Here is a 14519-nt window from a genome sequence, read left to right on the forward strand (position 1 = left end):
CACCCTCCAAGTTGTTGACGCTTCAACTATACCCCGGCAACCACGCGCCTCCCCGATCTATTCCGCAGATCCCGCCGGCCCCGCCGGCCCGGCAGAGAGCCGGGGAGCGCGGGGCGCGGCCCGGGGGCTGACTTACGCTGGACGGCGACCGGACGTCCGACCCTGGAGCAGCCCATGGCCCCCGCAGCACCGCCCGCCGCCTCCCGTATCGCCGTCGTCACCGGGGCGAGCAGCGGCATCGGTGCCGCGACGGCCCGCCGGCTCGCCGCCGCCGGATACCGCGTCGTGCTGACCGCCCGCCGCAAGGACCGGATCGAGGCGCTCGCCGAGGAGATCACGGCGGCCGGCCACTCGGCGACCGCGTACCCGCTGGACGTCACCGACCGGGCGGCCGTCGACGAGTTCGCCACCGCCTTCCGGACCGTCGGCGTGCTGGTGAACAACGCGGGCGGCGCGCTGGGCGCCGACCCGGTGGCCGTGGGCGACCCGGACGACTGGCGCCGCATGTTCGAGACCAACGTCATCGGCACCCTTCACCTCACCCAGGCGCTCCTGCCCAAGCTGGAGGCGAGCGGCGACGGCACCGTGGTCGTGGTCACCTCGACCGCGGGTCACGCCACCTACGAGGGCGGCGCCGGATACGTCGCCGCCAAGCACGCCGAGCACGTCCTCGCCGAGACGCTCCGGCTGGAGATCGTCGGCCGCCCGGTCCGGGTGATCGAGATCGCCCCCGGCCTGGTGAAGACCGACGAGTTCGCCCTCACCCGCTTCCGGGGCGACGCCGAGAGGGCCGCCCGGGTCTACGAGGGCGTGGCCGAGCCGCTGTCCGCGGACGACGTCGCCGACACCGTCGCCTGGGCGGTCACCCGGCCCCCGCACGTCAACATCGACCTGCTGGTCGTCCGCCCCCGGGCGCAGGCGTCCCACACGAAACTGCACCGGGAGGCGTGATGCCCGACCAGACGGGCCGCGACGAGCGCCGCCGGACACGCGAGAAGAAGGAACAGCGGCTGATGTGGTGGTGGCTGGGGTACTTCCTCTTCGGCATCCACTTCGTCGCCTTCGTGATGATCTACGCGGTGAAGCACGCCAAGTAGGCCCCGGCGGCGACCGCCGGGGCCCGGCCCGCGGGCTCAGCCCTTGACGCAGACGACCTGCCGGAGCTGGGCCACCACCCGCACCAGGTCCCGCTGCTGGTCGATGACCTGCTCGATCGGCTTGTAGGCCGCCGGGATCTCGTCCACCACCCCGGAGTCCTTGCGGCACTCCACGCCCCGCGTCTGCTCCTCCAGGTCCCTCGCCGTGAAGCGGCGCTTGGCCGCGCTGCGGCTCATGCGCCGGCCGGCCCCGTGAGAGGCCGAGTTGAACGACGCCTCGTTGCCCAGCCCCTCGACGATGTACGAACCGGTGCCCATGGAGCCCGGGATGATCCCGTGGTCGCCGCGCCCGGCGCGGATCGCCCCCTTGCGGGTCACGAGCAGGTCCACGCCCCGGTACCGCTCCTGCGCCACGTAGTTGTGGTGGCAGGAGATCTCCGGCTCGAAGGACGGCCTCGCCTTCCGGAACTCCTTGCGGACGACGTCCTTGAGCAGCGCCATCATGATCGAGCGGTTGCGGGAGGCGTACTCCTGCGCCCAGAACAGGTCGTTGCGGTAGGCGGCCATCTGCGGGGTGTCCGCGACGAAGACGGCGAGGTCGCGGTCGACCAGCCCCTGGTTGTGCGGGAGATCCCGGGCCGCCCCGATGTGGTGCTCGGCCAGCTCCTTGCCGATGTTGCGGGAGCCCGAGTGCAGCATCAGCCAGACGGCGTCCTCGGTGTCGACGCACACCTCGACGAAGTGGTTGCCGCTGCCGAGCGTCCCCATCTGCCTGCCCGCCCGCTCCTGCCGGAACCGGACCGCCTCGGCGACGCCGTCGAAGCGCGACCAGAAGTCGTCCCAGCCCGCGGTGGCGAACCCGTGCAGCCGGCCCGGGTCGACCGGCTCGTCGTGCATCCCGCGCCCCACCGGGATCGCCTGCTCGATCCGCGAACGCAGCCGGGACAGATCGCCCGGCAGGTCGTTCGCGGTCAGGGAGGTGCGCACCGCGGACATACCGCAGCCGATGTCGACCCCGACCGCCGCCGGGCACACCGCGCCCCGCATCGCGATCACCGAGCCGACCGTCGCGCCCTTGCCGTAGTGCACGTCCGGCATGACCGCGAGGCCCTCGATCCACGGCAGGGTCGCCGTGTTCCGGAGCTGCCGCAACGCCCCGTCCTCGACCGTCGCCGGGTCGGTCCACATGCGGATCGGCACCCGGGCACCCGGCAGCTCCACGTACGACATAACGCCCCTCTTCCCCCAGAACCCCGTAAAAGTCGAAAAGCGCAAAAACCGGAGCCAGGGCCGACCAACAGGACATCGGACCGGCGTTCACGGCGGCGCGTGCGATACACATTGTCTCCAGCGGGCGACCCCGCCCGGCAAGCGAATATCCGGCGGGAACGCCCCCGCGACCCGACCGGAACGGCCCCACGGCCGTCGTCGAGAGGAGCCCACCCGTGCAGCGGAAGGTCTACGCACCCGGCATCGCCGCCCTCCTCGCGGCGCTGCTGGCCGGCTGCACCGGAGGGTCGGGCGACGGCGCCACGACGGACGACTCCCATCCCGGCCGTCCCGGCGAGGCGACCGAGGCCGCCCAGCCCGGCAAGTACCGCACCCTGCCGCAGCCCTGCCTCGCGGTCGGCCACAAGACGCTCGACGAACTGCTGCCCGGCATCCCGGAGATGACCGACGAGGAGCAGCGCGCGAAGGCCTACGCCGGGGAGGCGACCCTCGCCTACGACACCGACCGCAAGGTCGGCTGCCGCTGGAAGGTCGAGTCCGCCGACGCCACCGACCACCTCTTCGTCGACTTCGAACGCGTCGTCTCCTACGACAACCGGGTCAGCGACGACAGCCAGGCCGAGCTGCTCTTCGCCCGGCAGGTGGAGGCCGCCGACCTGCCCGAGCCGACCGCCTCCGGGACGCCCTCCGGCACCGCCTCCGAGACCGCCTCGGGCACCCCTTCCGCCACCGCCTCCGCCGGCACCCCCTCCCCCGGTGCCTCCGGTGCCGCGGGCGGCGCCCCCTCCGGACCGGCCGACGCCACGACGGGCCCGTCCGACGGGGCCACCCCGGCCGACCTCCAGCCGCGCCTGCTCGACGGACTCGGCGACGAGGCGTTCCTCGACGACCGCCTCAGCAGCTCCGGGTCGACCGCCAAACGACGCACCGTGACTGTGGCGTTCCGCACGTCGAACGTGATGGTGACCGTCGAGTACGCGGAGCAGTCGGCGATGGCCCAGATCATCCCGGACAGCAAGGAAATGCAGGACAGGGCCCAGAAAATCGCGGCCGAACTGGCGCGTTCGCTGAGCCGCTGAGCCGGTCGCCCGCCGCTCGCACCCCCTCCACGAAGGCCGCGAACCGGGACCCGCCGCCGTAAGCACCGCGTACCGTGGCCCCTCGGACCCGTTCCGAAACGCAGGAACCACGAGTGCCATGAGTGAAGGAACCATGCAGCGACGAGCAGAGCGAGATCCGGGGGTGCCTCCCACACCGTCGAGGCGCTGGGGAGGTGACCGGCGGGCGAGGCGCCTGGCCCGTCTGCTGGCCGGCGCGGCCGTCCTGCCCCTGACGCTGGCGGCGGCGGGCTGTTCCTCGGGCTCCGGCGACGGCAAGGGCGAGAGCGCGGCCTCCGCGTCGGCCACGCGGTCCCCGAGCCCGACCCCGACGGTCCGCGAGGCGGCGTACGCGCAACTGCCCGAGCCCTGCTCGGTGCTGTCGAAGAAGACCCTGGGCGATCTGGTGCCCAAGGCCGGCTCCGGCAAGGAGAGCACGTCGGGCGAGAACGCGACGCGCGCCACCTGCTCCTGGGACAGCCTCTCCGACAACGGGGTGAAGGGCTCCCAGTTCCGCTGGCTGAGCGTCTCCATGCTGCGCTTCGACTCGGACGCGACCCGCGGCGAGGGCGACAAGCTCGCCGGCGACTACTACCGCAAGCAGGTCACCGACGCCCAGGCCGCGGACGGCGCCAAGGACCTGAAGGCCGAGGAGGCCGGGGACACCGGTGACGAGGCCACGGTGGTGCGCTACGAGCTGAAGAAGAAGGAAGGAACCTTCAAGCAGCAGACGGTCGTGGCGCGCACCGAGAACGTCGTCATCACCCTCGACTACAACGGCGCGGGCCTGGCCGGCGACAAGACGCCGTCCGCCGACGACCTCGCCAAGGCCGCGCTCAAGGCCGCCCAGGAGGCCGTGGCCTCGGTGCAGAAGGCCAACGGCGCCGAGGACGGCGGCAAGAGCGGCGGCGAGGGCTCCGGAAAGGGCTCCGGGGACGGCTCCGGCGAGGGTGACAAGGACGGCGCTGACGGCGGTTCGGCCTCGCCCGCGCAGTCCGGTGCCGCGAGCCCCTCGGCCTCGGCGACGGCCCGCGAGAGCTGACGCTCCCCCTACCGGCCACCCGTCCTCCGCACACATGTGCCACTCTGTTGCGCGCAACAACAGGCACTGGGAGGGGAGTACGGGTGGCCGCGCCACTAGAGCTGACCCGGACGCATCGCGTTCTCATCGGCATGGTCGTCTTCGGTGCCGTCATCATCGCGGGCATCGGCTTCGCGGGCTCGTACGCCGCCGTGCGCGAACTGGCCCTCAAGAAGGGCTTCGGGCACTTCAGTTACGTCTTCCCCATCGGCATCGACGCGGGCATCTGCGTACTGCTCTCCCTCGACCTGCTGCTGACCTGGATCCGCATCCCCTTCCCGCTGCTGCGCCAGACGGCGTGGCTGCTGACGATGGCGACGATCGCCTTCAACGGCGCGGCGGCCTGGCCCGACCCGCTCGGCGTGGGCATGCACGCGGTGATCCCGGTGCTGTTCGTGGTCTCCGTCGAGGCGGCCCGGCACGCCATCGGCCGGATCGCCGACATCACCGCCGACAAGCACATGGAGGGCGTCCGGCTCACCCGCTGGCTGCTCTCGCCGGTCCCGACCTTCCTGCTCTGGCGCCGGATGAAGCTGTGGGAGCTGCGCTCCTACGACCAGGTGATCAAGCTGGAGCAGGAACGGCTGGTCTACCAGGCCCGGCTCCGCTCGCGCTTCGGCCGCGCCTGGCGCCGCAAGGCCCCGGTGGAGTCCCTGATGCCGCTGCGGCTGGCGCGCTACGGGGTGCCGCTGGCGGACACGGCGCCGGCGGGGCTGGCGGCGGCGGGCATCGAGCCGGCGCTGCTGCCGCCCGCGCCGGAGGGGACGACGGCCGCCGCGGTGGCGGCGCCGGGCGCGGGGCAGCGGCTGGAGTTGGAGGGCCAGCGGCAGGCGGCGGGCGCCGCGCAGGGGGCCGCCGCGCAGGGGGCCGCCGCGCAGGGGGCCGCCGCGCAGGCGGGCGCTGTGAACTCGGCGAATGCCGTGAACGGTGTGAACCGCGCGGATGCCGTGAACGGAGCGGACGGGGCGGCAGGCGTGAACCGCCCGAACTCTGTGAACAGCACGAACGGGGTGAACAGCGCGACCCCTGTGAACCGGACGCGCCCGGACGCCGCTGTGAACCCCGAGGACCCTGTGAACTCCGCCACCCCCGGCACCGCTGTGAACCCGGCCGACCCCCGCACCGCTGTGAACCCCGACGGCTCTGTGAACCTCGCCCCCCTCGGCGCCCCCGGCACCCACGGCACCCCCGGCGCCCCCGGCGGCCCGGAGCAGAGCCCCTGGTTCAACACCCGCCGCATCGAGTACCAGGGCGGCTACGACCCCGCGTACGACCCGGCCGAGCAGTACGCCCAGTGGTACGAGCAGCAGCGCCACGCCGACGAGTACCGCGACCAGTACGAGGAGGAGCCCCCGCTGCACGAGCCCTCCCCCGAGGAGACCGGCAGCTTCCCGATCCCCGTCGTGCCGGGCCGCACCCGCGAACTCGGCGAGGGCGGCGGCACCCCGGAGCCGGACGAGGACGCCTACTACCAGGTCTTCAAGCGGTCGATCGACGACAGCTTCCCGACCCCGCGCGAGTTCGGCGAGAACATCCAGGCGACCTTCGGCGCCCCGCTGCCCGACACCGAGGCCAAGCGGCTGGTCACCGAGTTCTCCACCCGCTTCAGCAAGGAGCTGGAGGAGGACCACATCGCCTGACCCGGCGGTGCCGTGACGGCCGAGGGGGCGCCCGGCGAGTGCCGGGCGCCCCCTGTCGGGTGTCCGGGCGGGATCAGTCGCCGAGCAGGGCGCGCACCCGCTCCTGGCCCACCGCGAGCAGCAGGGTGGGCAGCCGGGGGCCGGTGTCCCGGCCGACCAGCAGGTGGTAGAGGAGCGCGAAGAAGGACCGCTGGGCGGTCTTGATCTCGGCGGGCAGCTCCTTCGGCGTGGCGTCGGCGGAGAAGCCGGCCTGCACCTTCGGCACCCCGTAGACGAGGTGGGTGAGCCCGTCCAGCGACCAGTGGCCGGCCAGCCCGTCCAGCAGCAGCCGCAGGGACTTGCGGGACGCCTCGTCGAGGGACTTCAGCAGGTCGGCGTCCGGCTCGCCGCGCACGATGGTGCGCTGGTCGGCGGGGACGTGGGTGGTGACCCACGCCTCGGCCTTGGCGTACCGGGGCCGGGCCTCGTCGAGGGAGCCGAGCGGGTGCTCCGGGTCCAGCTCGCTCAGGATGCGCAGCGCCTGGTCCTCGTGCCCGCCGGTGATGTCGGCCACCGAGGCGAGCGTGCGGTACGGCAACGGGCGCGGGGTGCGCGGCAGCTCGCCCGCGGCGGTGCGCACCGCGCGGGAGTGGGCGGCGACGTCGGCGGGCAGCGCCTCGCCGGCGGCGACCTTGGCGTCGAGCCGGTCCCACTCGTCGTAGAGCCGCTGGATCTCCTGGTCGAAGGCGATCTTGAAGGACTGGTTGGGCTTGCGGCGGGCGTAGAGCCAGCGCAGGAGCTGCGGCTCCATGATCTTCAGGGCGTCGGCCGGGGTGGGCACGCCGCCCCGGGACGAGGACATCTTGGCCATGCCGCTGATGCCGACGAAGGCGTACATCGGGCCGATCGGCTGCTTGCCGCCGAAGATGCCGACGATCTGCCCGCCGACCTGGAAGGACGAGCCGGGCGAGGAGTGGTCGACGCCGCTCGGCTCGAAGACCACGCCCTCGTACGCCCAGCGCATCGGCCAGTCGACCTTCCAGACCAGCTTGCCGCGGTTGAACTCGGAGAGCCGCACGGTCTCGGAGAAGCCGCAGGCGGTGCAGGCGTAGGTCAGCTCGGTCGATTCGTCGTCGTAGGCGGTGACCGTGGTGAGGTCCTTGTCGCAGTTCCCGCAGTACGGCTTGTACGGGAAGTAGCCGGCGGAGCCGGAGCTGCCGTCGTCCTCGGCGGCGGCGCCGGAGCCTTCGGCGGCCTCCAGTTCGGCCTCGTCGACCGGCTTCTGCTGCTTCTTCCCGGCGGTCTTCGGCTTGGTGCGGTACTGGGCGAGGACGGCGTCGATGTCGCCGCGGTGCCGCATGGCGTGCAGGATCTGCTCGCGGTAGACGCCGGAGGTGTACTGCTCGGTCTGGCTGATCCCGTCGAACTCCACGCCGAGGTCGGCCAGCGCGGTGACCATGGCGGCCTTGAAGTGCTCGGCCCAGTTCGGGTACGCGGACCCCTCGGGGGCGGGGACCGAGGTCAGCGGCTTGCCGATGTGCTCGGCCCACGCCTCGGGGTCGACGCCCGCGATGCCCTGGGGCACCTTGCGGTAGCGGTCGTAGTCGTCCCAGGAGATCAGGTGGCGCACCGGGACGCCCCGGCGGCGGATCTCGTCGGCGACCAGGTGCGGGGTCATGACCTCGCGCAGGTTGCCCAGGTGGACGGGGCCCGAGGGGGACAGCCCGGACGCGACGACGACCGGTTTGCCCGGGGCACGTCGCTCCGACTCGGCGATGACCTCGTCCGCGAAACGGGAGACCCAGTCGGTGGTCTCTGTGCTCTGAGCCACGATCGGCACGTCCTTCTTTCTGCTCTAGCAGCCGGTACGGTCGCACGGCTGACCGCACCATTCTCCCAGCCGCGCCCCCATCCGCGAAAATGGCTTCACCCGGCGTGGGATACTCGGATGCCGTAGTCACCGCACTACAGGCAGCCCCAGGAACCCGAGCAGAACGGCGATCCCTCCATGGCCTCGGTCACGTCCCTCACCGACTCCGTCGAGCAGCACCTCGCGTCCGCCCTGACGGCCACCCGGCCGGAGGCGGCCGGCGCGGACCCGCTGCTGCGACGCAGCGACCGGGCGGACTACCAGGCCAACGGCATCCTCGCGCTCGCCAAGAAGGCCAAGGCGAACCCGCGGGAGCTGGCCGCCGAGGTGGTCGCGCACGTCACCACCGGCGACCTGCTCGCCGACGTCGAGGTCTCCGGCCCCGGCTTCCTCAACCTGACCATCGCCGACCGGGCGATCACCACGAACCTGGCCGCCCGGTACGCGGACGAGACCGGCCGGCTCGGCGTGCCGCGCGCCGGGTCCCCCGGCACCACGGTGATCGACTACGCCCAGCCGAACGTGGCCAAGGAGATGCACGTCGGCCACCTGCGGTCCGCGGTGATCGGCGACGCGGTCGTGCGGCTGCTGGAGTTCACCGGCGAGACGGTCGTGCGGCGCCACCACATCGGCGACTGGGGCACCCAGTTCGGCATGCTCATCCAGTACCTGGAGGAGCACCCGCACGAGCTGGACCACAAGGCCGGCCAGGTCAGCGGCGAGGAGGCGATGTCCAACCTCGACCGCCTCTACAAGGCCGCGCGCAAGCTGTTCGACGCCGACGAGGAGTTCAAGACGCGCTCGCGGCGCCGGGTGGTCGACCTCCAGGCGGGCGACCCGCACACGCTGGCCGTCTGGCAGAAGTTCGTCGACGAGTCGAAGATCTACTTCTTCTCCGTCTTCGAGAAGCTGGACATGGAGGTCCGCGACCCGGACATCGTCGGCGAGTCCGGCTACAACGACATGCTCGCGGAGACCTGCCGCCTGCTGGAGGAGTCGGGCGTCGCGGTCCGCTCCGAGGGCGCGCTCTGCGTCTTCTTCGAGGACGTCAAGGGCCCGGACGGCAAGCCGGTCCCGCTGATCGTGCAGAAGTCGGACGGCGGCTACGGCTACGCGGCCACCGACCTGTCCGCCATCCGCGACCGCGTCTTCGCCCTGAAGGCCGACACCCTGCTCTACGTGGTCGACGCCCGCCAGTCGCTGCACTTCAAGATGGTCTTCGAGACCGCCCGCCGGGCCGGCTGGCTCGACGGCGTCACCGCCACCCAACTCGCCTTCGGCACGGTCCTCGGCAAGGACGGCAAGCCGTTCAAGACCCGCGAGGGCAAGACGGTCAAGCTGGAGGACCTGCTCGACGAGGCGGTCCAGCGGGCCACCTCCGTGGTGCGGGAGAAGGCCGGGAAGGTGGGCCTGTCCGAGGCGGAGATCGAGGAGAACGGCCGGTACGTGGGCATCGGCGCGGTCAAGTACGCCGACCTGTCGACGTCCGCGGTGCGCGACTACAAGTTCGACCTGGACCAGATGGTGTCGCTCAACGGCGACACGTCGGTGTACCTCCAGTACGCCTACGCCCGCATCCAGTCCATCCTGCGCAAGGCCGGCGACGCCCGCCCGGTGCCGCACCCGGAGCTGGAGCTGGCGGCGGCCGAGCGCGCCCTCGGCCTGCACCTGGACCAGTTCGGCGAGACGGTGCTGGAGGTGGCGGCGGCCTGCGAGCCGCACAAGCTCGCCGCCTACCTGTACCAGCTCGCCTCGCTGCTGACCACGTTCTACGACCAGTGCCCGGTGCTGAAGGCCGACACCGCCGAGCAGACGCAGAACCGCCTCTTCCTGGTGGACCTGACCGCCCGCACCCTGCACCAGGGCATGGCGCTGCTCGGCATCCGGACGCCCGAGCGCCTCTGAACACCCGGCCGGGGCCCCGGGGGCGGCGGACGAACCGCCCCCGGGGCCCTCGTCATGCCAGCAGCCGTACGCCGTCCGGGGCCGTGATGCCGAAGGCGTCCGCGAGCAGGCGGCGGGCGTCCGCCTCGTCGGCGGGCGTGCGCGTGGCCGTGGTGCCGTCGGGGGCGGTCTCGGTCAGGGCCCCGTCGTGGAAGAGGAGGTCGCGCTCCGGGGTGACGCTGCGGACGTAGGGCCGCCGTGAGAAGGGGGAGCGCGGGTTGGTCGCCATGTGCCAGTTGACGATCTCGAAGTCGCCCGGGGTGAACGGCTCCCGCGTGAAGGCGTACTGCGGTTCCCACGCCGCCCCCGCCCCGGGCGTCCGCGTCTGGAGCAGCCACAGCTCCAGCGGGCCGGTGTGCGGGACGTGGACCAGCCGGTGCGCGCGCCCGGCGCGGTGGAAGGCGGTGTCCGCGGTGAGCGGCACCGGCTCCAGCAGCGAACCGGCCGCGCCGAAGCCGACGTCGGCCAGGTGCGGCACCGGCTCCCCGGGCACCTCGACGAGGAGGGCCATGTGGGTGCGGGGCCGGTCCTCGACGCGCTCGGCGCCGACGGCGACCCGGGCCGCGAGCCGGGTCACGGTGAAGCCGAGCGCCTCCAGGACGGCGGCGAACAGCGTGTTGTGCTCGTAGCAGTAGCCGCCCCGGTCGCGGCCGTGGACCAGCTTGGCCGTCAGGTCGCCGAGGTCGAGCGAGGGCGCGGAACCGGCCAGGGCGTCGAGGTTCTCGAACGGGACGGCCCGCAGGTGGGCGAGGTGCAGGGCGCGGAGCGTGGCCGCGTCGGGCCGCCACCGCCCCGGCCGGCCGATCCGCGCGAGGTAGGCGTCCGGGTCGAGGGGCGTGGTCGGTGTGCTGTGGTGCATGGCCTCACCGTACGGAAGCGCCGGGCCGTCCGGTCGCGGTCCCGGCCGGCGGTCCCGGGGCGCTCAGCCCTTGGCGGCGAGGCCGCCGTAGACGTTGATGTCGGCGTCCGTGACGTCGTTGATGTCCTGGTAGCGGGCCTTCTCGATGTCGTCGAGCTGTGCGAGGTAGGACTCCTCGGGCCGCTCGGGGACGGGCGCCGCGTGGTCGGGCCGCCAGTGGTGGACGGGGACCACGCCGGGCTCGGCGAGGGTCAGCCCGCTGTCGGTGAAGAACCGCTCGACGTCGGCGCGGGTGCGCAGCACGAAGGTGAAGCCGCGTTCGGTGTAGGTCCGCCGGACCGCGCGCACCTTCTCCGGGTTGAGGTCGTCGGTGAGGTGGCTGAGGACGAGCCGGCTGCCGGCGGGCAGCGCGTCGACCAGTTCGCGGACGATGGGGTAGGCCGCCGCGTCCTCGACGAAGTGCAGGATGGCGACGAGGCACAGGGCGACGGGCCGGTCGAAGTCGAGGGTGCGGGCGGCCTGTTCGAGGATGGCGGCCGGGTCCAGCAGGTCGGCGTCGATGTAGTCGGTACGGCCCTCGGGGCCGCTGGTGAGCAGGGCGCGGGCGTGGGCGAGGACGACGGGGTCGTTGTCGACGTAGACCACCCGGGAGTCCGGGACGAGGCGCTGCGCGATCTGGTGCACGTTCTCCGCCGTCGGCAGCCCGGTGCCGATGTCGAGGAACTGGCGGACTCCCTCGTCACGGGCCAGGGTGGTCACGGCGCGGCGCAGGAAGTCCCGGTTGTGCCGGACGTCGAGGTAGCCGCGCGGGTTGGCGGCGAGGCCGGCCGCCGCCGCGTCGAGGTCGGCGGGGTAGTGGTCCTTGCCGCCGAGGAAGACGTCGTAGACGCGGGCGGGGTGCGCCCGGCCGCTGTCGATCCTCCTCCGCAGTTCCGCGGGGTCCTGGCTGAGCGCGTCACCGGGCATGGGGGCTCCCTGGTCTGTCGGTCGTGTACGAACCGTTCTGGTCGTCGACAACCTAACTCCCAGGGGGAGTTGGGAGTACCCGGGCGCCCCCGGCCACCCGGGCCGGGGGCGTGGGAGGTGTCCGGTTCAGCCCCGGCCGAGGGTGCGGGCCACCTCGGTGGCCCAGTAGGTGAGGATGATGCCGGCGCCGGCCCGCTTGATGCCGGTGAGCGACTCCAGGACGGCCTGGTCCCGGTCGATCCAGCCCTTCTCGGCGGCGGCCTCGATCATCGCGTACTCGCCGGAGATCTGGTACGCGGCCACCGGCACGTCCACGGCGTCGGCGACGCGGGCCACGATGTCGAGGTAGGGGCCGGCGGGCTTGACCATGACGATGTCGGCGCCCTCCGCCAGGTCGAGCGCCACCTCCCGCAGGGACTCGCGGGAGTTGGCCGCGTCCTGCTGGTAGGTCTTGCGGTCGCCGGTGAGCGAGGAGCCGACGGCCTCGCGGAAGGGGCCGTAGAAGGCGGAGGCGTACTTGGCGGTGTAGGCGAGGACGGCGACGTCCTCGCGCCCGATCCCGTCGAGGGCCTCGCGGACGACGCCGATCTGCCCGTCCATCATGCCGCTGGGGCCGACGACGTGCGCCCCGGCCTCGGCCTGGGCGCGCGCCATCTCGGCGTACCGCCCGAGGGTCGCGTCGTTGTCGACCCGGCCCCCGGAGTCCAGCACGCCGCAGTGGCCGTGGTCGGTGAACTCGTCCAGGCACAGGTCGGACATGACGAGCAGGTCGTCGCCCACCTCGGCCCGCACGTCGCGCAGGGCGACCTGGAGGATGCCGTCCGGGTCGGTGCCGGCGCTGCCGGTGGCGTCCTTCTTCGCCTCCTCCGGCACACCGAAGAGCATGATCCCGGAGACCCCTGCCCCGGCCGCCTCGACGGCGGCCTTGCGCAGCGAGTCCCGGGTGTGCTGCACCACGCCGGGCATCGCCGAGATCGGCACCGGCTCGCTCACGCCCTCGCGCACGAAGGCGGGCAGCACCAGGTCGGCCGGGTGCAGCCGGGTCTCCGCGACCATCCGACGCATGGCGGGGGTGCTCCGGAGCCGCCGGGGCCGGGTGCGGGGGAAGTGTCCGTACGTCGTCATGCCCCCTACGCTACGCCCGCCCCGCCGGTGCCTTTGCCGACGCCCGGTCGGGCGCCGTCGGGCGGGGCGGGCGCGCGGGGTCAGCGGGCGGGGGCGGGCGCGGTGGCCGGGGCGGCGGTCCGGGCGGGTCCGTCGCTCTCCTCCGGTCCCGGCGGCTCGGTCACGAAGATCGTCTTGTACTGGAGGTACGCGTCGATCCCCTCGCGGCCCAGTTCGGAGCCGAGCCCGCTGTCCCGTCGCCCGCCGAAGGGGGCGCCGATGTCGAAGTTGGCGTGGTTGACGCTGAAGGTGCCGGTGTCCACCGCGCGGGCCACCCGCCGTCCCAGCGCCTCGTCCTCGGTCCAGACGCTGCCGGCCAGTCCGTAGGCGGAGTCCTCGGCGAGCGCCACGGCGCCCTCGACGGTGCCGTCGTAGGGGGTGACGGTGACGACGGGGCCGAAGATCTCCTCGCGGGCGATCGCCATCGACGGCTCCACGTCGGCGAAGACGGTGGGCGCGACGTAGTAGCCCCGGTCGAGTCCGGCGGGGCGTCCGCCGCCGGTGGTGACGCGGGCGCCCTCGCGGCGGCCCCGGTCGAGGTGACCCTCGATGCGCTCGCGGGCGGCGGCGCCGGCGACCGGGCCGATCACGGTGGCCGGGTCGAGCGGGTCGCCGACCGGCCAGGCGGCGACGGTGTCGGTGACGGCGTCCACGATCTCGGTGTAGCGGGAGCGGGGCACCAGCAGGCGGGTGTTGTTGGTGCAGGTCTGGCCGTTGTTGTTGAAGGACAGGTCGAGCAGGTGGTCGAGGAGGAGCGGCAGCGGGGCGTCCTCCAGCAGGATCGCGGCGGACTTCCCGCCCAGTTCCAGGGTGACCGGGCGCAGCAGGGCGCCGCACAGGCCGCCGATGCGGCGTCCGGCGGCGGTGGAGCCGGTGAAGGCGACCTTGTCGACGCCGGGGTGGGTGACGAGGTACTCCCCCACCTCCCGTTCGGCGGGCAGGAAGTTGATCACGCCGGGCGGGAAGCCGGCCTCGTGGACGGCGTCGGCGACCAGGAAGGAGTCCAGTCCGGTGGTGGGGGACGGTTTGACCACGGCGGTGCAGCCCATGGCGAGGGCGGGGGCCAGTTTGAAGAAGAGGGTGCTCAGCGGGTAGTTCCAGGGCACGATCATGGCGACGACGCCGACCGGTTCCCGGCGGACCAGGCTGTGCCCGTATCCGGCGGGCCGCAGGTCCTCGCTGTGCATCACGCCGGTGAGCGGGGCGTAGAAGCGGAGCAGTCCGGCGGCGGCGCCGACGTTGGCCTCGACGGCGCGGGCCCTCGGGGTGCCGACCTCCTGGGCGATGAGGGTGCCGAGGGCGTCGGTGCGGGCCTCCAGGGCGAGGGCGAGGCGTTCCATGGCGGCGGCGCGGTCGGCGGCGGTGCCCCAGCCGCGGGTGCCGCCGGCCGCGCGGCGGGCGGCGGCGACGGCAGCGTCGACGTCGGCGCGGGACGCCTCGGGGAAGTGGCCGAGCGGTTCCTCGGTGGCGGCGCCGACCGCGGTGAAGGTGCGGTCGCCGGCGGGGGCGTGCCAGCCGCCGTCGAGGTAGAGGGCGTCGCGGTCGGTCCCGTGGGACATGGCGGGGTGCTCCTTCGGTTCCTGCGGTGCGTG

General features: G+C 73.1%; 12 protein-coding genes. 6 read left to right on the plus strand and 6 right to left on the minus strand.

From position 1 onward, the window contains the following. The first annotated feature begins 174 nt into the window (after positions 1 to 174). Positions 175 to 951 carry an SDR family NAD(P)-dependent oxidoreductase gene (locus VM636_RS12960; RefSeq protein WP_030420608.1) on the plus strand — a complete coding sequence of 259 codons (777 nt, stop codon included), beginning with the start codon at positions 175 to 177 and terminating at the stop codon, positions 949 to 951. Beyond that, a complete protein-coding gene (locus tag VM636_RS12965) occupies positions 951 to 1097 on the plus strand; it encodes a hypothetical protein (RefSeq protein WP_199809390.1) in 147 nt (48 codons plus the stop codon). The genes VM636_RS12960 and VM636_RS12965 overlap by 1 nt, the downstream gene beginning before the upstream one ends. Before the next feature lie 36 nt (positions 1098 to 1133). On the opposite strand, the gene VM636_RS12970 is transcribed toward VM636_RS12965, so the two are convergent. After that, positions 1134 to 2327 (minus strand): RtcB family protein, encoded by a 1194-nt coding sequence (locus tag VM636_RS12970; RefSeq protein ID WP_338484485.1) that lies wholly within the window; start codon positions 2325 to 2327, stop codon positions 1134 to 1136. A 215-nt stretch (positions 2328 to 2542) separates the two neighbouring features. Between VM636_RS12970 and VM636_RS12975 the strand changes: the two genes are divergently transcribed. The 3 genes from VM636_RS12975 to VM636_RS12985 all read left to right on the plus strand — a co-directional run bounded on the left by VM636_RS12975 (position 2543) and on the right by VM636_RS12985 (position 6145). Beyond that, entirely contained in the window at positions 2543 to 3406 is an 864-nt protein-coding gene (locus VM636_RS12975; protein ID WP_030420610.1) for a hypothetical protein, read from the plus strand. A gap of 118 nt (positions 3407 to 3524) precedes the next feature. After that, positions 3525 to 4466 (plus strand): DUF3558 family protein, encoded by a 942-nt coding sequence (locus VM636_RS12980; RefSeq protein WP_037858317.1) that lies wholly within the window; start codon positions 3525 to 3527, stop codon positions 4464 to 4466. 131 nt (positions 4467 to 4597) lie between these two features. After that, a complete protein-coding gene (locus VM636_RS12985; RefSeq protein WP_338486367.1) occupies positions 4598 to 6145 on the plus strand; it encodes a DUF2637 domain-containing protein in 1548 nt (515 codons plus the stop codon). Positions 6146 to 6218: 73 nt separating this feature from the next. Here VM636_RS12985 and lysS read toward each other — a convergent pair whose 3' ends face one another. Further along, a complete protein-coding gene (gene lysS / locus VM636_RS12990) occupies positions 6219 to 7964 on the minus strand; it encodes a lysine--tRNA ligase (protein WP_338484488.1) in 1746 nt (581 codons plus the stop codon). Positions 7965 to 8132: 168 nt separating this feature from the next. Here lysS and argS point away from each other — a divergent pair, with 168 nt between their 5' ends. Next, positions 8133 to 9899 carry an arginine--tRNA ligase gene (gene argS / locus VM636_RS12995; RefSeq protein ID WP_053913314.1) on the plus strand — a complete coding sequence of 589 codons (1767 nt, stop codon included), beginning with the start codon at positions 8133 to 8135 and terminating at the stop codon, positions 9897 to 9899. A 52-nt stretch (positions 9900 to 9951) separates the two neighbouring features. Here argS and VM636_RS13000 read toward each other — a convergent pair whose 3' ends face one another. From VM636_RS13000 to VM636_RS13015, 4 genes are all read right to left on the minus strand, one after another. Beyond that, positions 9952 to 10797: an arylamine N-acetyltransferase gene (locus VM636_RS13000; protein WP_030420615.1), complete on the minus strand. Its 846-nt coding sequence runs from the start codon at positions 10795 to 10797 to the stop codon at positions 9952 to 9954. Positions 10798 to 10860: 63 nt separating this feature from the next. Next, positions 10861 to 11763, minus strand: coding sequence for an SAM-dependent methyltransferase (locus tag VM636_RS13005; protein ID WP_338484490.1), 903 nt, complete (start codon positions 11761 to 11763; stop codon positions 10861 to 10863). A 126-nt stretch (positions 11764 to 11889) separates the two neighbouring features. Further along, positions 11890 to 12888: a porphobilinogen synthase gene (hemB, locus tag VM636_RS13010; protein ID WP_053913316.1), complete on the minus strand. Its 999-nt coding sequence runs from the start codon at positions 12886 to 12888 to the stop codon at positions 11890 to 11892. 80 nt (positions 12889 to 12968) lie between these two features. Beyond that, complete coding sequence (locus VM636_RS13015) at positions 12969 to 14486, minus strand: aldehyde dehydrogenase (protein ID WP_078855957.1); 1518 nt, start codon at positions 14484 to 14486, stop codon at positions 12969 to 12971. Positions 14487 to 14519 lie beyond the last annotated feature (33 nt).

This window comes from Streptomyces sp. SCSIO 75703, assembly GCF_036607905.1.
In the GTDB taxonomy this organism is placed as follows: Bacteria; Actinomycetota; Actinomycetes; order Streptomycetales; family Streptomycetaceae; genus Streptomyces.